The following is a 20,502-nucleotide window of genomic DNA, read 5'->3' on the forward strand; positions in this document are numbered from 1 at the left end:
TAGTTGCTAATTTAGATTCAGCAGGATCAGTGGTGGGCGGAAATACATCTCAAACCCTTATCAATGTTTTTGATAATGATACCAAAAACGGAACAAAACTAAATCCATCGGATGTAAAACTGACTCCGGGAACAGATCCAAAAGGATACCTGACAATCGATGCTAACGGAAACGCAGTTTTAGGGGCGAATGCACCAGCAGGAAATTACGAATTAACGTATGAAATCTGCGAAGTTTTAAACCCAGGAAATTGCAGTTCAAATAAGATAGAAGTTACGGTAAAACCAGCAGCTTTACAAGCAAATAACGATAATGCAGGAACTGTAGATAGTAGTAAAGGACAAAGCTCAACAACAAGTATATTTGATAATGATACCTTAAACGGATCAAAGGTTAATCCTGCAGATCTTATTTTAACAACTGTTGTTCCAAATCCTAATTTGATTTTAAAAGCAGATGGTACTATCGAAGTAAAACCGGGAACGGCAACAGGAACTTATGAATTAACATATCAAATTTGTGAAGCTTTAAATCCAACTACTAATTGTAGTCAGGCAATTGCGAAAATTTCAGTAGTGAATAATCCGCCAATAACACCATTAATACAAATCATTGCTAATAATGATGGTGTAGTAAATGTTGACGGAATAAATGGCGCTCTTGAGTTTATCAATGTTTTAGATAATGATTTAATAAAAGGTTTACCGGTAAATCCTTTAGAGATTATACTTTCAAATACACCAAATCCATATTTTGAATTCAATTCAGATGGAACTGTAAGTGTGAAACCAAATACACCTGGCGGAAGTTATTCATTAACATATCAGGTTTGCGAAAAATCGAATCCAACCAATTGTGCTTCGGCAATATTGAGCATTTTTGTAGAAGTTCCTTCTATTGCAATCATAAAAACAGCAGTATTTAATGATGAAAACGGTAGCGGATTTGCTAATGCAGGAGAAACAATTACTTATAAATTTAAAGTAACCAATACCGGTAATGTTCCATTAACGGGGGTTATGATCTCAGATCCATTGCCGGGTGTAGTGGTTTCAGGACAAGCGATTAATTTAAATGTAAACGAATCCGACGAACATAATTTTACGGCTACTTACAAAATTACACAAAGCGATATCAATAAAGGAAGTGTAAGCAATCAGGCAAGTGTTCAGGCACGAAGTGCAAAAGGAGTTGTTGTTGATGATTTGTCAGATGATGAAAACGAAACGGGAGACAAACCTACAGTATTAGGCTTAAATGGTTGCGTAATAAAAGTCTTTAACGCATTCTCTCCAAACGGAGATGATATAAATAGCAGATTTTATATTCGAGGTTTAGAGTGTTATCCTGACAATACCGTAGAAATTTATAATCGTTGGGGTGTTTTGGTGTATGATATCAATAATTACAACAATGACGACCGTGCTTTTAAAGGTTTCTCTGAAGGACGTACAACCGTAAAACAATCTGAAGGATTGCCAGTAGGAACCTATTTCTATATTCTGAAATACAAAGACAGCGGCTCGAATCCGCATGAGCTTTCAGGTTATTTATATATCAACAAGTAAAAAAATATAAGCGGCCTGATGATTATTCAGGTCGTTTTTAAAGCCTTTTTAAATGAAAAAGATAATTTTAATTTTCATGTTTTTCACGGTTGTGTGTTCAGCGCAGCAAGATTCTCAGTATACACAATACATGTACAATACTATTGCGATAAATCCCGCATATGCAGGTTCCCGCGGGGCGTTAAGTGTTTTCGGATTGTATCGTACACAATGGGTTGGGCTTGATGGAGCGCCTGAAACCAGTACTTTCTCTGTAAATACACCATTAAATAATAGTAATTTAGGATTAGGAGTTTCTTTAGTAAACGATAAAATTGGCCCAACTAACGAAAATACGTTATCAGCAGATTTGTCTTATACAGTTCCAACATCTGAAACCTATAAACTTTCCTTTGGTATAAAAGCCACAGCGAATCTTTTTAATTTAGATATGAATAAATTAGATCCTGAAACTCAGGGGGATCTTCAATTTCAAAATTTAGATAATAAAATTACACCTAATATAGGAGCAGGTGTTTATTGGCATTCAGATAAAGCATATGTAGGATTGTCTGTGCCTAATTTTATCGAAACCAAAAGATACGATAATGATGACACCGCAATTTTCAAAGATAAAATAAACTACTACTTCATGGCAGGTTATGTATTTAATTTAGATCGTTTAGAATATATAAAATTCAAGCCGGCGTTATTAACAAAAATGGTTCAGGGAGCACCTTTACAGGTTGATGTTTCAGGTAATTTTATGTTCAATGATAAATTTGTAGTGGGTCTTGCATACCGTTGGAGCGCATCAGTAAGTGCAATGGCAGGTTTTCAGGTAACAGACGGTTTGTATATAGGATACGGTTATGATCATGAAACTACCAATTTAAGAAAGTACAATTCAGGATCACATGAAATTTTCCTTCGTTTTGAGTTCTTTAATAATTATAATAAAATGATATCTCCAAGATTCTTCTAATTAAACACCTAACTATGAGAATTAAAAGTCTAAAACTGACCGTTTTATTTTTATGTTTTTTCTTCAAAATAAATGCGCAAGCACCCGTACCAACTTCCGAAGAAATAAAGTACTCCGCAGATAAAAATTATGAAGAGTACGCGTATGTCGATGCCATAAAAGGTTATGAAGAACTTATTTATAAAGGTACGACAGATGAAAAAATATTAAGACGATTAGGAAATTCATATTATTTTATTGGTGAACTAAGGGACGCCTTAAAGTGGTATGACCAATTGTTTAAAGTAAACAAAGTTCAGGAACCGGAGTACTTATACAGATATGCCCAATGTTTTAAGTCCGTTGGAAACTATCATAGAGCAGATGAAGTTTTAGCAAAATTTAATGAAAAAGCAACTTCAGAAAAAAGAGCAGATTTAATCAGAAACGATAAAAATTATTTAGAAGATATAAAATTTAATTCGGGGCGATTTGATATTGCTGATGCCGGAATGAATTCTTCTTATTCTGATTATGGAAGTGCTGTTTATGATAATAAACTCGTTTTTACTTCGGCTCGGGATACGGGAGGGGTTGCTAAAAATAATTTTAAATGGACCAATAAATCATTTTCCAGATTATACATCGTCGAATTAATGCCCGACGGTAATGTTAGCGAACCAAAAAAATTTAGAAGCAAAGAAAATGGAAAATATAATGAATCAACACCCATTTTTACAAAAGATGGCAGAACCATGTATTTTACCCGAAATAATTTTACAGACGGAAAAAGAGGAGCAAACGACAAACAGGTAACGCTGCTCAAATTATACAGCTCAGAATTAATAGATGGTAAATGGAAAAATATAAAAGAACTTCCTTTCAATAGTGATCAATACAGCACTGCACATCCTGCATTGAGTGTGGATGAAAAAACGTTGTATTTTGCTTCAGATATGCCGGGAACATTAGGGCAATCTGATTTGTATAAAGTAAGTATTAACGGAAATGGTACTTATGGAAGTCCAGTAAATTTAGGTCCTTCTATCAATACAGAGGGAAGAGAAACATTCCCATTTATTTCAGAAGAAAATGAACTTTATTTTGCTTCAGACGGACGTCCGGGTTTAGGGGGACTTGATGTTTTTGTTTCAAAAATTCAGGAAGATCAAACTTTTGATGAAGTTCAAAACGTTGGGGAACCTGTAAATAGTAAACAAGACGATTTTGCTTTTGTAATTGATAGTAAAAAAAGAAATGGATTTTTCTCTTCAAACAGAGTTACGGGCAACGGTTTAGATGATGTTTATCGATTTACTGAAACCAAAAGACTAATTTGCGAACAAGAGTTATCAGGTACTGTGACAGACTCAGAAACAAATGAAATTCTTTCTAATGTAACTTTAATTTTCTTTGATGAAACCAGACAAAATGCTCAGCAAGTTGTTACAGATGAAAGAGGAAACTATGTTTTCTCGAAGGTAAAATGTGGAAAAAAATATTTTATAAAGACATCAAAAACGGATTATGAAATAAAAGAAATTCCATTGTCGATTAAAAAAGAAAATGGAAAAACGATTTTACCAATTTCAATAGAAAAGAAATCGATTCCGTTAGTGGCGAAAACTATAATGATCAAAACAGTATCTGTTAAATCAGTAAAAATGAAACCTATTGCGGTTGGAACAGATTTAGCAAAAATACTTAATATCCCAATGAATTTTTTCGATTTAGGCAAAGCTACAATCAGAAAAACATCAGAACCTCAATTGCAGAAAATTGTAGATGTATTAAAACAATACCCAACATTAGCTTTAGATATTCGTTCGCATACAGATAGTCGACAATCAGATTCCAGTAATATGATTTTATCAGAGAAACGAGCGCAATCGACTAAAAACTGGTTAATTAGTAAAGGAATTGATGGTAATAGATTATCAGCAAAAGGATTTGGAGAAACACAATTAGTCAATAAATGTGCAGATGGTGTTAAATGTACAGAACAACAGCATCAACAAAACAGACGAAGCGAATTTATTATTACTAATTTGTAATTAATTCATAAAAAAATAAAAAAGGTCTTTTCTAACTTTAGAAAAGACCTTTTTTATTTAGAATAAATCTATAATTACCTGATAAACTGCGTTTTTCGCAAAATAGTATTAAAATTCATTCATTTTTTTAAAGTAAAATTTCTTTAATTTAAAATTTAACTTATTATGTTTAAAATGAATTGGTTAAGTTTTAAAAAATCGATTTCGTTGTTGTGTGTGTTCATTTTTTTCTAACTTTATAGATCTAAAATTTTTCAGATATGACTGTAAATCAAATACTAAACGCAAAAGGAAAAAATGTTTATTCGGTTCTTTCAACAACAACGGTTTATGAAGCCTTAAAAGTGATGGGAGAGAAAAACATAGGTGCCATTCTGATTATCGATGACACCGATTTAAAAGGAATATTGTCTGAAAGGGATTATGCTCGAAAAATTGTTTTGAAAGACAAGTCATCAAAAGAGACTTTTGTTCATGAAATTATGGAGAGCAACGTTTTTTCGGTTAAACTTTCAGATAATTTAGAAAATTGTATGGAATTAATGAGTACTAAAAGAATCCGCCATTTGCCCGTTTTGGAAGACGGAATTGTAGTAGGAATAATTTCTATTAGTGACGTTGTGAAAGCAATTATAGAAATTCAAAAAGATACTATAAACCACTTAAACTCTTATATTTCTCAGTAGTAGAAATTCAAAAAACAAGCTTTATTAAATAGTCCAAACAATAGTGGACTATTTTTTTGGTGTCTCTAAATGTTATTTTAAGAAAAGAAAACTTTAAAAATACGCCATTTTAAACCAAGACTTATATCTTTGTAAGCTAGAATAAAAGCTAAAAATAATGAACAAAGAGAGTAAAAGAAGAGAAGCGTTACTGTATCACTCAGAACCAACTCCAGGAAAAATTCAGGTAGTTCCAACAAAAAAATACGCAACCCAAAGAGACTTGTCTTTGGCTTATTCGCCAGGAGTTGCAGAACCATGTTTAGAAATTGCAGCAAACGTAGACGACGTTTACAAATATACAGCAAAAGGAAATTTAGTTGCCGTGATCTCAAACGGTACAGCTGTTTTAGGACTTGGGGATATTGGCCCGGAAGCTTCTAAACCAGTAATGGAAGGAAAAGGTTTGTTGTTTAAAATATTCTCTGATATTGATGTTTTTGATATTGAAATCGGAACAAAAGATATCGAAGAATTTATTCAGACCGTAAAAAATATTGCCCCAACTTTTGGAGGAATTAATCTTGAAGATATCAAAGCACCGGAATCTTTCGAAATCGAAAGAAGACTGGTAGAAGAATTGGATATTCCTGTAATGCACGATGATCAGCACGGTACGGCAATTATCTCTTCTGCAGCTTTGATCAATGCACTTGAGCTTGCAGGTAAAAAAGCAGAAGATGTAAAAGTGGTAGTTTCGGGCGCAGGTTCGGCAGCGATTGCTTGTACTGATTTATATGTTTTACTGGGCGTAAAAGTAGAGAACATTAAAATGTTTAATAGTAAAGGACTTTTAACAAAAGACAATCCTTCACTATCAGAATTGCAGTTAAAATATGCTGTAAACGGTCCTAAAGTTGAGTTGGCCGAAGCCGTAAAAGGTGCAGACGTTTTCATCGGATTATCATCAGGAGATATTCTGACGCCGGAAATGTTATTGACAATGAAAGACAGTCCGATTGTTTTTGCAATGGCAAATCCAAATCCGGAAATCGATTATAATTTAGCTACAGAAACTCGTAAAGATGTTATTATGGCTACAGGACGTTCAGACTTTCCTAACCAGGTAAATAACGTTTTAGGTTTTCCATATATCTTTAGAGGAGCTTTGGATGTCAGAGCTACTAAAATTAACGAAGCCATGAAAATGGCCGCTGTAAAAGCATTAGCAATATTAGCAAAAGAACCAGTTCCGGAGCAGGTAAATGTGGCTTATGGCGCAACAAAACTAGGTTTTGGAAGAGACTATATTATTCCTAAGCCATTTGATCCAAGATTGATTACTATTGTCGCACCTGCTGTTGCAAAAGCAGCGATGGAATCTGGAGTGGCGAAAAATCCTATTACAGACTGGGCAGCTTATGAAGATGTGCTTCGCGAACGTATGGGTAATGATAATAAAATGGTTCGTTTGATTACGAATCGTGCTAAAATGGATCCTAAGAGAATCGTTTTTGCAGAGGCAGATCAATTAAATGTTTTAAAAGCAGCTCAGATTGTTTATGAGGACGGAATTGGTTTTCCAATTTTATTAGGAAACAAAGAAGTGATCTTAGAACTTAAAGCTGAATTAGGTTTTGATGCTGAATTAGAGATCATTGACCCTAAAACAAACGAAGAAGAAGCAAGAAGAAACAGATTTGCAAATTCATACTGGACAACAAGAGAAAGAAGAGGTGTTTCACTACTTGACTCTCAGAAGTTCATGCGCGAAAGAAACTATTTTGCAGCAATGATGGTAAATGAAGGTGAAGCAGATGCTTTGGTAACGGGTCATACAAGAAGTTATCCAAGTGTTGTAAAACCAATGTTACAACTAATTGATAAAGCACAAGGAGCTTCTCTTGTTGCAACTGCAAATATGATGTTGACTTCTCGTGGGCCAATGTTTTTATCAGATACAGCCATTAATATCGATCCATCAGCAGAGGATTTAATTAATATCGCTATTATGACTGCAAAAACAGCTAAAATGTTTGGCGTAGAACCTGTTATTGCAATGGTTTCATTCTCAAACTTTGGTTCGTCTACAAGTCAGAGTGCTTCAAAAGTGAGAGAAGCAGTAGCCTATTTACATAAAAATCATCCCGATTTGATCGTTGATGGAGAAATTCAGGCAGATTTTGCTTTAAATCAGGAAATGCTTGCAGAGAAATTTCCTTTCTCTAAATTGGCGGGTAAAAAAGTAAATACCTTGATTTTTCCTAACTTAGAATCGGCTAATATTACTTATAAATTGCTAAAAGAGTTGTACAAAGTAAACTCAATTGGACCAATTATGATGGGAATGGGCAAGCCGGTTCACATTTTTCAATTAGGAGCAAGTGTCGAAGAGATGGTGAATATGGCAGCAATTGCGGTTATTGACGCTCAGGAAAAAGAAAATAAAAAAAATAAATTAGCGAAATAGTATAAATAATAAGGATCGAATAATATTGTCGTATTTTTATTGCATTTTTATTATATTTGACCCTAAGAAATTATACTATGATAGCACATTTACAAGGGAAGTTAGTTGAGAAAAATCCTACCGAAGTCGTAATCGATTGTGGAGGTGTTGGGTATCAGGTAAATATATCCTTACATACCTTTTCATTAATTCCTAATGTAGAAAATATAAAACTGTATACGCATCTTCAAATCAAAGAAGATGCGCATACTTTATTTGGTTTTGTAGAGAAATCAGAAAGAGAAATATTCAGAATGTTATTGTCTGTTTCGGGAATTGGAGCCAATATTGCAAGAACAATGTTATCTTCAATTGAGCCAAGACAAATTATTAACGCAATTGCCTCTGGAGATGTGGGTACAATACAGTCAATAAAAGGTATTGGAAACAAAACAGCACAAAGAGTTATCCTTGATTTAAAGGAAAAAGTGTTAAAGTTGTACGATTTAGATGAAGTTTCGGTAGTTCAAAACAATACAAATCGAGATGAAGCGTTATCTGCTTTGGAAGTTTTAGGTTTTGTTAGGAAAACTTCCGAAAAAGTAGTGGAGAAAATTGTAAAAGAAGATCCGGAAGCTACTGTAGAAACAATCATTAAGAAAGCGTTAAAAAGCCTTTAAACTCAATTTATATAAACGAATTGTATGCGTAAAATTTGTATTCTTTTACTGTTTTTGTCTTGCGGTAATGTTTTGCGTGCGCAAGTAAATCCAGCGGTTAAAGATACAACGAAAACTCAATTCTCTGTTGGGAAAGTAGAGCTGCAAGATCCGCCAAGCGTAATTTCTGCCTATAAATATGATCCTGTTACAGATCGTTATATTTATACCAACTCAGTTGATGGCTTTTCAATTAATTACCCAATTATATTAACTCCTCAAGAATACGAAAACTTAGTTCTTAAAGAATCCAGAAGAGAGTATTTCAGAAAAAAAGCAGATGCAATTGATGGCAAAAAAGCCGGAAGTGACGCTGCCAAAAAAGATTTATTACCCCGATATTATATTAATTCCAGTCTTTTCGAAAGTGTCTTTGGTAGTAATACAATCGATGTAAAGCCAACAGGATCAGTAGAAATGGACCTTGGTGTTCGATATACCAAACAAGATAACCCTTCTTTTTCTCCAAGAAACAGATCAAGCCTTACGTTCGATTTTGATCAGCGAATAAGTATGAGTTTAATGGGGAAAGTAGGAACCAGATTAGAGGTAAATGCCAACTATGATACCCAGTCTACATTTGCTTTTCAAAACCTTTTCAAACTGGCCTATACACCAGATGAAGATGATATTATCCAAAAAGTAGAAGTTGGTAACGTTAGTATGCCGCTAAATAGTACACTGATTCGTGGTGCTCAAAGTTTGTTTGGGGTTAAGGCTCAGCTGCAATTTGGTAAGACAACAGTAACAGGTGTTTTCTCAGAACAGAAGTCGCAAACAAAGAGTATAGTTGCAGAAGGTGGCGGAACAGTACAAAACTTTGATTTATATGCTTTAGATTACGATAATGACAGGCACTTTTTTTTATCACAATATTTTAGAAACAAATACGACGCTTCATTAGTTAAATATCCATTCATAGACAGCCGTGTTCAGATTACAAGAATAGAGGTTTGGGTGACCAATAAACAAAACAGAGTAAGCACCAACAACAATAACTTAAGAAATATTATAGCACTTCAGGATTTAGGTGAAGGGCAAATGACCGGTATTCCTGATAATGAAATTGTTGTAGTGACTCCTACAACGGGCTTTTTTAATAATCCTATAGATTCACCAACAGATAATAGAAATAACAAATACGATCCGGCGACAATTGGTCAGCCAGGAGCTTTTTTAAATTCGAATATTAGAGAAATTGTAACAGCAAAATCCGGATTCAATAACGCTAATACCAGCGAAGCTACAGATTATTCTGTACTTGAAAATGCCAGAAAGCTTACAACAAACGAATTTACCTTTAATGCACAATTAGGATATATCTCCTTACAACAGCGATTAGCAAATGATGAGATCCTTGCCGTAGCATTTGAGTATACTATAGGAGGCAAAGTGTATCAGGTAGGGGAATTTGGTAGTGATGGAGTTGATGGAACTGTAGTAACAGGAAACAACAACGCTAATCAGGCTATTATTACACAAAGTTTGGTTTTAAAAATGCTGAAAAGTAATTTGACAAATGTTCAAAATCCGGTTTGGAACCTGATGATGAAAAACGTGTATCAAATTCCTCAGGCTTACCAAATCAAGCAAGATGACTTTAGGTTAAACATCCTTTATACAGATCCTTCCCCTATAAATTATATAACACCGGTTCAGGGAAGTTCTTTTCCAACAAACCCAACAGCAGATAACAAAGTCGATCAAACGCCTTTATTAAATGTATTCAACTTAGATCGATTAAACTATAATAACGATCCGCAAACCGGTGGAGATGGTTTCTTCGATTATATACCAGGCGTAACAGTAGACGTACAAAACGGACGAATTATTTTTACCACCAAAGAGCCGTTTGGAGAACTTATATTTAAAAAATTGCAAAATTCAGGATCTGGCGAAAGTTATAATGATCCTACTACATACAACGCAAATCAACAGAAATACGTGTTTAGAAACATGTATAAAAACACACAGTCAGGAGCTTTACAGGATAGTGATAAAAATAAATTCCTTTTAAGAGGAAAATACAAATCATCAGGAAGCAATGGTATTCCAATTGGAGCATTCAACGTTCCTCAGGGTTCTGTTGTCGTAATGGCTGCCGGACGAAGACTGGTAGAAGGTATCGATTACAGTGTCGATTATCAATTAGGCCGTGTTCAGATATTAGATCCTTCGCTTCAGGCCTCGAATACACCAATTGAAGTTTCGTTAGAGAACAATTCAATTTTCGGACAACAAACCCGAAGATTTATGGGATTCAATATCGAACATAAAATTTCAGAAAATTTTGTTATTGGCGGAACCTTTTTAAAAATGACAGAAAAGCCATTCACTCAAAAATCGAGTTATGGTCAGGAATCTGTAAACAATACTATTTTTGGATTTAATGGAAATTATTCAACCGAAGTTCCTTTTTTAACCCGATTAGTAAATAAACTACCAAATATTGATACTGATGTTCCTTCGAATCTTTCGATAAGAGGAGAAGTTGCTTTTTTAAGACCTGATGCGCCAAAAGCAAGTGATTTTGAAGGTGAAGCAACAATATATGTTGATGATTTCGAAGGCTCGCAATCTACCATCGATATGCGTTCTGCTTATGCATGGAGTTTAGCTTCGACGCCATTTGTAAACTCTATAAACGACAATACCTTCAATGCAAGTTCAAACGCTTTAGATTACGGTTTTAAACGTGCAAAATTATCCTGGTACACCATTGATCCTATTTTTTATTCTTCAAAACCATCAGGTATCTCAAATGATGATTTGTCATTAAATACAACAAGAAGGGTTTATAGCAAAGAATTGTATCCAAATACAGATATTGCTCAGGGACAAATTCAGGTAATCAATACACTTGATTTAACCTATTATCCATCAGATAGAGGACCTTATAATAACAATCCAAATTTTGCTACAAGCCCTGCAAGTTCAAATTTTGGAGGTATTATGCGTGCCTTAAATTCGACCAATTTTGAGCAGGGAAATGTCGAGTATATTCAGTTTTGGGTTTTAGATCCGTATGTTGGAAATGCAGAAGCACCAGCCAGTAATTCAGGTAAAATTTATTTTAACTTAGGTGAAATTTCTGAAGACGTATTAAAAGACGGAAGAAAACAATATGAGAATGGTTTAGGACCAGGTCAGATAATGGTAAATCCGAGACCGCTTTGGGGAGATGTTCCGGCATCACAATCATTAATTTATGCGTTTGATACCAATGCTGAAAATCGTAGAAATCAGGATGTAGGTTTAGATGGTTTGCCAAGTTCAAGAGAGGGTGAGGTTTATAATAATTATGCAGGAGAAGCGGATCCGGCGGCCGATGATTATACCTATTATTTAAATACTCAGGGAGGCGTTCTTGATCGTTATAAAAATTATAACGGAACTGAAGGTAACTCGGCAGTAAGTATTGATGATCCAAATAGAGGATCGACTACCTTACCGGATGTTGAGGATATTAACCGTGACAATACCATGAGCACGATTAATGCTTATTACGAATATAGTATCGATTTGAAGCCCGGAATGCAAGTAGGGCAAAATTATATTACAGATATCCGTGATGTAAGTAATATCGAATTACCAAACGGTTCTACAACTACAGCAAGATGGATTCAGTTTAAAATTCCGGTTGCTCAGCCTCAAAATACAATTGGTAATATTACAGATTTCAGATCTGTGCGATTCATGCGTATGTTTATGACTGGTTTTAGCAGCCAGATGACCGTTCGTTTTGGAGCGTTAGATTTAGTAAGAGGAGAGTGGAGAAGATATACAGGATCACTAGACGCAAATGATACTGACCCAACAAATGATGGTACTGAGTTTGATGTTTCGGCAGTTAATATTCAGGAAAACAGCACAAAATGTCCTGTAAATTATGTGGTTCCTCCGGGAGTTCAGAGAGAGCAGTTATACAACAACAATACTATCATTAATCAAAACGAACAAGCACTGGCATTGCGTATTGGTGGAGCAGGTTTACAATATCAGGATTCGAGAGCAGTATTTAAAAATGTAAGTGTTGACATGCGTCAGTACAAAAAATTAAAAATGTTTTTACATGCTGAATCTTTACCAAACGAAAATACTTTGGAAGATGATGAAATGATTGGTTTCATTCGTTTTGGAAATGACTTTACGCAAAACTTTTATCAGGTCGAAATTCCATTAAAAGTAACCAGAACCGGAGGTTCTTGTGCTATTAATCCTGATCAGGTATGGCTTGAAGATAATAATATTGATTTGGCGCTTGACTTGTTGACCAAAATGAAAATTAAAGCCATGACTATTGATATCAATTCAGGGAAAAGAGATATTAATGGGATTTATTATCCTGATAATGACCCGGATGTTGCAGGCGGAGATGGAGATGGAAAGCTTACATTGGGTATAAAAGGAAATCCTAACTTTGGTTTGGTTCGAAATTTAATGGTCGGTGTAAAAAGTAAAACAGATCATAAAGGACTAAAAGGAGAAGTATGGTTTAATGAACTTCGTTTAGCTGATCTGGAAAACAAAGGAGGTATGGCTGCAATATTGAATATTGATACCAATATGGCCGACTTTGCAACAGTTTCTGCTACTGGTAAAAAGAGTACGATTGGTTTTGGATCTTTAGAACAAGGTGCAAACGAAAGAGATCGTGAAGATATTCAGCAATATAATATTGTGACCAATATCAATTTAGGGAAATTATTACCTCCAAAATGGGGAATAAACCTTCCGTTTAATTATGCTATTGGTGAAGAGGTAATTACGCCTGAATATGATCCGTTTAATCAGGATATAAAGCTGGATCAGTTATTAAGGGAAACTACTGATGCCGCAGAAAGAGAAAATATCAGAACCCGTGCAGTTGATTACACAAAACGCAGAAGTATCAATTTTATAGGAGTAAGAAAAGACAGAGCGCCGGAACAAAAACCGCATGTTTATGATGTTGAGAATTTTACCTTCTCGCAATCATACAATCAGGTAGAGCGTCATGATTATGAAGTAGAAAGTTATCTTGACGAGCAATCGAATACGGCTGTAAACTATGCCTATACTTTTCAGCCTAAAGAAGTAGTTCCTTTTAAGAAAACCAGCTTCATGAAAAAAAGCGAGTATTGGAAACTGTTAAGTGATTTTAATTTTAATTACCTTCCTTCTAATATTACTTTTAATACCAATATTTTAAGACAAAGTAACCGTCAGCAGTTTAGAGAAGTCGAAGTGCAGGGAATTGGTCTTGATCCGTTGTACAGAAGAAACTTTGCATTTAATTATCAATATGGGTTTGGTTATAATTTGACAAAATCATTAAAAATAAATTATACCGCTGCATCAAATAATATCGTACGAAACTTTTTGAATGATGATAATACCCCAAAAGAAGATTTTAATATTTGGGACGATTATCTGGATATTGGAACTCCAAATCAACACTTACAACAATTAGTGCTGAATTATGAAATTCCGATTAATAAAATTCCGGTTTTTAGTTTTGTAAAAGCATCTTATTCGTATACGGCCGATTATAACTGGCAGCGTTCGTCGACTGCATTTTCTGAATATGAAGAGCAAAATCCGGATGGATCATTCTCTACTTATAACTTAGGAAATACAATTCAAAATGCGAATTCAAATACGCTTACCACAACTTTAAGCATGAATACGTTGTATAAATATTTGGGTTTAACGCCAGGATCGAAATCAGCTGCAAAACCTAAACCAACAGCACCGCCAAAACCGGGAGAGAAAATTGTAAATACAGCAAAACCTGTAACAAGCAGCAGTCCGTTTTATGATGGTATGATCGGTATTTTGACCAGTATAAAAAACATTCAGGTTAACTATACTAAAAATAGCGGAACTGTTTTACCGGGTTATACGCCGGGTGTAGGTTTCTTTGGTACATCAAGACCAACTTTAGGATTTATCTTTGGAAGTCAGGATGATGTGCGTTACGAAGCTGCCAAAAGAGGCTGGCTAACCGATTATCAGGATTTTAATCAAAGTTTTACTCAGGTAACCAATAAGCTTTTAAAAGTTACAGCAAATATTGATTTGCTGCCGGATTTAAAAGTAGATTTGGCTATGGATCGTGCTTATTCTGAAAACACATCTGAGCAATATAGCGTTGTAAATGGACAATACATGCCTTTATCTCCTTATACTTATGGTATGTTCTCTATTTCGACTGTATTAATTAAAACGGCATTCTCGACAAGTAGTGCAACTGAATCTTCAGCATTTGATGATTTTAGAGACAACCGTTTGGTTATTGCGAACCGTTTGGCAGAAGAACGTTATGGTTCCGGAGCTGCAATTCCGAGATATGGAGATGTCAATAATCCTGTTCCGGCAGAAACGGATGCGAATTATAAGATATATGTGTCCAATCTGGGGTATCCAATAGGATATACAAAAAGTAATCAGGCTGTTTTACTGCCAGCATTTTTAGCTGCTTATTCAGGAGGAGATGCTTCAAATAGTTCGACCAGTATTTTTAAAAATTTCCCTATTCCAAACTGGAGTATAAAATATAACGGTTTGATGCGTTATAAATATTTTAAAGATAAGTTTAAGCGTTTTTCATTGCAGCACAATTACCGTGCATCGTATACGATAAATCAGTTCAGGTCTAATTTTGATTATACCGAAAAACCGAACGGGCAAGATGTTAATACCAATTTCTTTAATAAAACCATCATGTCAAATGTCAATTTGGTAGAGCAGTTTAGTCCGCTTATCAGAGTAGATTTTGAGTTGAAAAGTTCTTTAAGAATACTTACCGAAATCAAAAAAGACAGAGCTTTATCGATGAGTTTTGATAATAATTTATTGACGGAAGTAAAAGGGATGGAATATATAGTAGGTATGGGATATCGTTTTAAAGATGTTATTTTCTCCTCAAGACTGGCTGACAGTCCAACCGGAATTATCAAAAGTGACATCAATATCAAAGCCGATTTTTCTCTTAGAAAAAATGAAACTTTGGTACGTTATTTAGATTATGACAACAATCAATTAGCGGCAGGACAAAATATATGGGCATTGAAACTTACTGCAGATTATTCGTTCAGTAAAAATCTGACGGCCATATTCTATTACGATCACTCGTTCTCGAAAGCAGTAATTTCGACATCATTTCCTTTAACGAACATTAGATCAGGGTTTACACTTCGATATAATTTCGGAAATTAATTTTTTTAGTTTCTAAACTGGATTTCATTAGAAGATTATTACATTTGTGGCTTAATTATTAAATTATCAATTTTCAAACATAGTATTATGAGCATACCAGCAAATTTAAAGTACACAAAAGATCACGAATGGGTTAGCATCGAAGGAGATGTTGCAACTGTAGGAATTACTCATTTTGCACAAAAAGAGTTAGGAGATATCGTGTATGTTGAAGTAGAAACTTTAGATCAGACACTTGATAAAGATGAGGTTTTTGGAACAGTTGAAGCTGTAAAAACAGTATCTGATTTATTTTTACCTTTAACAGGAGAAATTATTGCTTTTAATGACAGCCTGGAAAGTGCACCTGAAACGGTAAACTCTGATCCTTACGGAGCTGGATGGATGATTAAAATAAAAATTGCTGATGCATCAGAAATAGATTCATTATTATCTGACGAAGCTTACAAACAACTTATCGGTGCCTAAACAATTCCTGCTGCTCTGGGCAATATTATGCTCAGGTATTATTACTTATTTTTGTTTAACGGATTCAAGTAATATTCCTGCTGTAAGTTTCCCAAGTATAGATAAAATTGTACATTTTTGTTTTCATTTTGGATTTACAATCTCATGGATTTTGTTCTTCAAAAAAGAACTTAAAGGGAAAGCTCCTGATGATTATAAAGCTTATCTGATTTCGTTTATATTTTCTGTTTTTTTTGGAATTACAATCGAAATCCTGCAAGGTGTTTTTACAGTCACAAGAGCGTCTGACGTAACTGATGTTTTAGCAAATGCACTTGGAGCTCTAGTTGGAGTTTTTACTGCAATAGCTTTTAAAAAGCAAATAGATAAAATATAAGAATATAATTACCCACTTCGGTGGGTTTTTTATTGCCAAAAAATCAAGCTCTAAAAAGTGTGTTTTTTTCTGAATTTTAAATGTATTTTTGTCGCAATTCCATATCATCATGAATGTTAAGCAATATTTAGATTCGACCTACTTAAAAACTGCCTCGCAAGCCGGACTTTCGGAAGCAGAAAATACTATCGTGGTTAAGAATGCAATTCAGGAAGCGATTGTTGAAGGTTTTAAGTTAATAATGATCCGTCCTGAACATGTAGTTTTGGCTAAGGAAATGATTTTGAAAGCCAATTCAACTTTATTGGTGGGGACAGTAATCGATTTTCCGGAAGGAAAAGAAAATCTGGAAACTAAAATTAAAGAAGCTAATAAAGCCATCGAAGACGGAGCAGACGATCTTGATTTTGTCTGCAATTATGAAGCTTTTAAAAACGGAGAAACTGATTTAGTAAAACAGGAAATCTTAATAGGGACACAAATTGGTTTAGCAAACAATAAAACAGTAAAATGGATTATTGAAGTTGCAGCTTTAAGCGATAAAGAAATTATTCAGCTTTCAGCTTTGATAAAAAATGTTGTTATATCGCATTTTAAAGAAGATGATTATGCGTCGGTTTTTGTAAAATCGTCAACCGGTTTTTATGAAACTCAGGATAATTTGCCAAACGGAGCGACAGTTCCCACTATTATAATAATGCTAGAAAATGCATCGCCTTTGTCAGTAAAAGCTGCCGGAGGAGTTCGATCTTATGATGATGCGATAGAAATGATTCGTTTAGGAGTTAAACGTATCGGAACTTCGGCAGCAAAAGCAATTGCAAACGGAGAAAATACCACAAATCAATATTAAATGAAAACCTACATTTACGTAAATAAGATTTTCTTATCTTTTATTTTGACATTCTTTGCCTTGTCTGTTTTTTCACAAGAGAATAATTCTTCGATTAAGCAGGGTTTTACATCAGAACAATTTCCTGTTTTTGCAAATTGTGAAAATTTACAATCAAAAAAATTAGAGAATTGTTTTTATAAAGAAGTTCAGGATTTTGTTTTTCAAAACTTTGAAATTCCTGAAAATTTAAAACAGTCAAATTATAAAGGCGAAGTAAAAGTGCTTTTTGAAGTAGATGCCAATGGAGAGTTTAAAGTGATTTATGTGAATGCTGCAAATGATGCATTGTCAGAAGAAGCAAAACGTGTTTTTAGAAAATTTCCTAAAATAAAACCATCAACCTATAATGGAAAGCCAACGTATTCGAAATATACCATTTCGATTGATATTCCATTAAAAAGCGCAGATCAAATTGCTGAAGAAGCTTTGGCGGCAGCCCAAATTTTAAAACCGGTCGAAAAACCAATGACAGAGTTGGATAGTATTGTATATAAAAAATACAATAATCCAGAATTCGAAAGTCATTTGAATATACCTTTCTCACATAGTTATTATGCACAATTTGATGGCGCTATGAATCAGGTGGGGAGTAATAATCATACTGCATCAAAACCGTATACCTATGCTGAGGTTTCTAAGTATTACAACTTAAAAGCAGTAAACGAATCGCTTCAAAAAAATGTTTCAACCTGGTTAGGAAGAAAATTCTGGAACGAAAATCTGGTTCAGATTCAGGGCGAAGATTATTGGTTGGCATTAAATCCTATTCTTGATTTGCAATTGGGTAAAGCTTCAGATATTGATGCTTCGTACACTTACGTAAATACACGGGCCTTAAATTTTAGAGGAGGTTTAGGAAAGACGCTTAATTTTACAACAACAGTTTTTGAAAGTCAGGGACGATTTGCGGGTTATTATAATGATTATGCCGAAACACTAAAACCTTCAGGAGGAAATCCGGCCATTATTCCGGGTATGGGAATTGCAAAAAGATTTAAAACTGATGCTTACGATTTTCCTTTAGCGGAAGCGAATATTACTTTTGCTCCAAGTAAGTTTTTTGATTTTCAGTTAGGATATGGAAGAAACTTTATAGGAGACGGATATCGTTCTTTGTTCGAAAGTGATGGTGCAAGTCCATATCCTTATTTTAAAATTAATACTAATTTCTGGAAAATAAAATATACCAATACTTATATGTGGCTTAAGGATGTTCGTCCTGATGTTACATTAGAAAAAACCTACGCGACAAAATTCATGGCGAATCATTATTTAAGCTGGAATGTGTCGAACAAACTAAATTTAGGATTTTTTGAATCTGTAGTCTGGACAGATACTAATAACAGAGGTTTTGACATTAATTTCGTGAACCCGATTATTTTTTATCGTTCAGTAGAATTTTCATCATCTTCAAGAAGCGGAAATGCGCTTTTAGGAATGTCAGGAAAATACAAATGGAACAATAATGTGAATTTATATGCTCAGTTTTTACTCGATGAATTTTCAGTAGGCGATATGGGGGCTGGAGAAAACAGCTGGAAAAATAAATTTGGATATCAGTTAGGGGCGAAATACTTCAATGCTTTTAAGATAAAAGATTTATTGCTGCAATTAGAGTACAATCATGTACGTCCGTATGTGTATTCTCATAGTGCTGTAATTACCAATTATGGACATAACAATCAAAGTATCGGGCATCAATGGGGCGGTAACTTTGAGGAATTTGTTGCAATTGGGCGTTATCATAAAGGACGTTATTATGCTGATGCTAAATTTACAGTTGGGAAACGCGGTTTAGATTTTGATACCGCCGAAGACAGCTATAATTACGGAGGAAATATTTATAAAAGTTATGATGTAGACCGACCTTACGATAAAGGTGTAAAAGTAGGTCAGGGAAATAAAACAAATGTTTTTATTGCCGATATTCAGGGAGGTTATGTGGTAAACCCAATGACAAATCTGAAGTTTTTTGGAAGCTTTTTGTACAGAAATTTTGATCCAACACAAGAAACTGCAACTACCTTTAAGCAAAGTACCACCTGGTTTACTATCGGATTGCGTTCAGATATCTTTAATTGGTATTTTGATTACTAGTTTTTAATAAGATTTTTCGAAATAATTATGTTAAAGATTTGCAAGTCCTTATTCTGTAAAGGTTTTATTGAAAAAAATCTAATTTTATAGGTCAGTATTCTACAATCTAATTTGTACATTTGCACCACTCAAAAAAAACATACAAACAAATACCGTATTGAACGCTACTAAAAATACATTTTCAATAAAATCAATATTTAACGATTTCAAAGAGATTACCAAGGCTGGTTTAGCGATCAGTGTATTATTCTCTTCGATTGCTGGATATTTGTTAGGTGTTAATGATGAACATCCTTTTAAATGGAGTGTTTTACTGGTTTTGATGATTGGTGGATATTGCATGGTTGGAGCTTCTAATGCTTTTAATCAGGTAATCGAAAAAGATATCGATTCGTTAATGGATCGTACTAAAAATCGTCCGGTTCCTTCAGGGCGTATGTCACCAAAAATGGCTTTGTTTGTAGCGAGTTTGCTAACCATTATTGGTATTGCATTATTGTATACCATCAATGCAAAGTCGGCAATGTTTGCTGCGATTTCAATATTTTTATATACAAGCGTTTATACACCTTTAAAAACAGTAACTTCGTTATCGGTTTTTGTGGGCGCTTTTCCGGGTGCAATTCCGTTTATGTTAGGTTGGGTTGCGGCAACCGGAGAATTTGGTATCGAGGCAGGAACACTTTTTTTAATTCAGTTTTTCTGGCAGTTCCCTCATTTTTGGTCAATTGGCTGGTTTTTATATGAAGATTATGAAAAGGCCGGAATATTTATGCTGCCAACAGGCAGAAAAGACAGAAAGACAGCTTTGCAGATTATTTTATATACAGTTTGGCTTATTATAGCATCATTGCTGCCTTCTTTAGGATTTACAGGACAATTATTTATATCGCCAATTGCAGCAGTATTAGTGTTTTTATTGGGTTTATGGATGTTGTTTTATGCAGTGCGTTTGTACAAGTTGCGAACTGCAAAAGCGGCAAGAACATTAATGCTGGTGAGCGTTTCGTATATTTCGTTACTGCAAATAGTATTTATAGTAGATAAATTTTTAAGATAGTTATGGAA

General features: G+C 34.4%; 12 protein-coding genes. All 12 read left to right on the plus strand.

The window, feature by feature from the left end; all coding sequences use genetic code 11:
- Window positions 1–1,568 (plus strand): T9SS type B sorting domain-containing protein (locus ACIDC4_RS21080; RefSeq protein WP_488381164.1); only part of this gene is annotated, 1,568 nt, incomplete at its 5' end.
- 52 nt (window positions 1,569–1,620) lie between these two features.
- Window positions 1,621–2,532 (plus strand): PorP/SprF family type IX secretion system membrane protein, encoded by a 912-nt coding sequence (locus tag ACIDC4_RS21085; RefSeq protein WP_412044607.1) that lies wholly within the window; start codon window positions 1,621–1,623, stop codon window positions 2,530–2,532.
- 14 nt (window positions 2,533–2,546) lie between these two features.
- Entirely contained in the window at window positions 2,547–4,565 is a 2,019-nt protein-coding gene (locus ACIDC4_RS21090; RefSeq protein WP_412044608.1) for an OmpA family protein, read from the plus strand.
- A 260-nt stretch (window positions 4,566–4,825) separates the two neighbouring features.
- Entirely contained in the window at window positions 4,826–5,251 is a 426-nt protein-coding gene (locus ACIDC4_RS21095) for a CBS domain-containing protein (RefSeq protein ID WP_412044609.1), read from the plus strand.
- Window positions 5,252–5,408: 157 nt separating this feature from the next.
- The gene (locus tag ACIDC4_RS21100; protein ID WP_412044610.1) at window positions 5,409–7,700 is read left to right on the plus strand and encodes an NADP-dependent malic enzyme; all 2,292 of its coding nucleotides are present in this window, start codon (window positions 5,409–5,411) and stop codon (window positions 7,698–7,700) included.
- Window positions 7,701–7,777: 77 nt separating this feature from the next.
- A complete protein-coding gene (gene ruvA / locus ACIDC4_RS21105) occupies window positions 7,778–8,359 on the plus strand; it encodes a Holliday junction branch migration protein RuvA (protein ID WP_194618038.1) in 582 nt (193 codons plus the stop codon).
- A gap of 24 nt (window positions 8,360–8,383) precedes the next feature.
- A complete protein-coding gene (gene sov / locus ACIDC4_RS21110) occupies window positions 8,384–15,598 on the plus strand; it encodes a T9SS outer membrane translocon Sov/SprA (RefSeq protein WP_412044611.1) in 7,215 nt (2,404 codons plus the stop codon).
- An 87-nt stretch (window positions 15,599–15,685) separates the two neighbouring features.
- Complete coding sequence (gcvH, locus tag ACIDC4_RS21115) at window positions 15,686–16,066, plus strand: glycine cleavage system protein GcvH (RefSeq protein ID WP_056188370.1); 381 nt, start codon at window positions 15,686–15,688, stop codon at window positions 16,064–16,066.
- Entirely contained in the window at window positions 16,059–16,442 is a 384-nt protein-coding gene (locus ACIDC4_RS21120; protein WP_230035182.1) for a VanZ family protein, read from the plus strand. Before gcvH ends, ACIDC4_RS21120 begins: the two co-directional genes overlap by 8 nt.
- A 109-nt stretch (window positions 16,443–16,551) precedes the next feature.
- A complete protein-coding gene (deoC, locus tag ACIDC4_RS21125) occupies window positions 16,552–17,295 on the plus strand; it encodes a deoxyribose-phosphate aldolase (RefSeq protein WP_412044612.1) in 744 nt (247 codons plus the stop codon).
- Window positions 17,296–19,434: an energy transducer TonB gene (locus ACIDC4_RS21130; RefSeq protein ID WP_412044613.1), complete on the plus strand. Its 2,139-nt coding sequence runs from the start codon at window positions 17,296–17,298 to the stop codon at window positions 19,432–19,434. It begins immediately after the preceding gene.
- 157 nt (window positions 19,435–19,591) lie between these two features.
- Window positions 19,592–20,494 (plus strand): heme o synthase, encoded by a 903-nt coding sequence (cyoE, locus tag ACIDC4_RS21135; protein ID WP_412044614.1) that lies wholly within the window; start codon window positions 19,592–19,594, stop codon window positions 20,492–20,494.
- The last annotated feature ends 8 nt before the right edge of the window (window positions 20,495–20,502 follow it).

The organism is Flavobacterium sp. C3NV (assembly GCF_046825355.2).
Taxonomy (GTDB): domain Bacteria; phylum Bacteroidota; class Bacteroidia; order Flavobacteriales; family Flavobacteriaceae; genus Flavobacterium.

Excerpts from the sequence above, each read along its gene's own strand:
- ACIDC4_RS21085 (WP_412044607.1), top strand. The coding sequence starts at position 1,621 with ATGAAAAAGATAATTTTAATTTTCATGTTTTTCACGGTTGTGTGTTCA.
- ACIDC4_RS21090 (WP_412044608.1), top strand. The coding sequence starts at position 2,547 with ATGAGAATTAAAAGTCTAAAACTGACCGTTTTATTTTTATGTTTTTTC.
- ACIDC4_RS21095 (WP_412044609.1), top strand. The coding sequence starts at position 4,826 with ATGACTGTAAATCAAATACTAAACGCAAAAGGAAAAAATGTTTATTCG.
- ACIDC4_RS21100 (WP_412044610.1), top strand. The coding sequence starts at position 5,409 with ATGAACAAAGAGAGTAAAAGAAGAGAAGCGTTACTGTATCACTCAGAA.
- ruvA (WP_194618038.1), top strand. The coding sequence starts at position 7,778 with ATGATAGCACATTTACAAGGGAAGTTAGTTGAGAAAAATCCTACCGAA.
- sov (WP_412044611.1), top strand. The coding sequence starts at position 8,384 with ATGCGTAAAATTTGTATTCTTTTACTGTTTTTGTCTTGCGGTAATGTT.
- gcvH (WP_056188370.1), top strand. The coding sequence starts at position 15,686 with ATGAGCATACCAGCAAATTTAAAGTACACAAAAGATCACGAATGGGTT.
- deoC (WP_412044612.1), top strand. The coding sequence starts at position 16,552 with ATGAATGTTAAGCAATATTTAGATTCGACCTACTTAAAAACTGCCTCG.
- ACIDC4_RS21130 (WP_412044613.1), top strand. The coding sequence starts at position 17,296 with ATGAAAACCTACATTTACGTAAATAAGATTTTCTTATCTTTTATTTTG.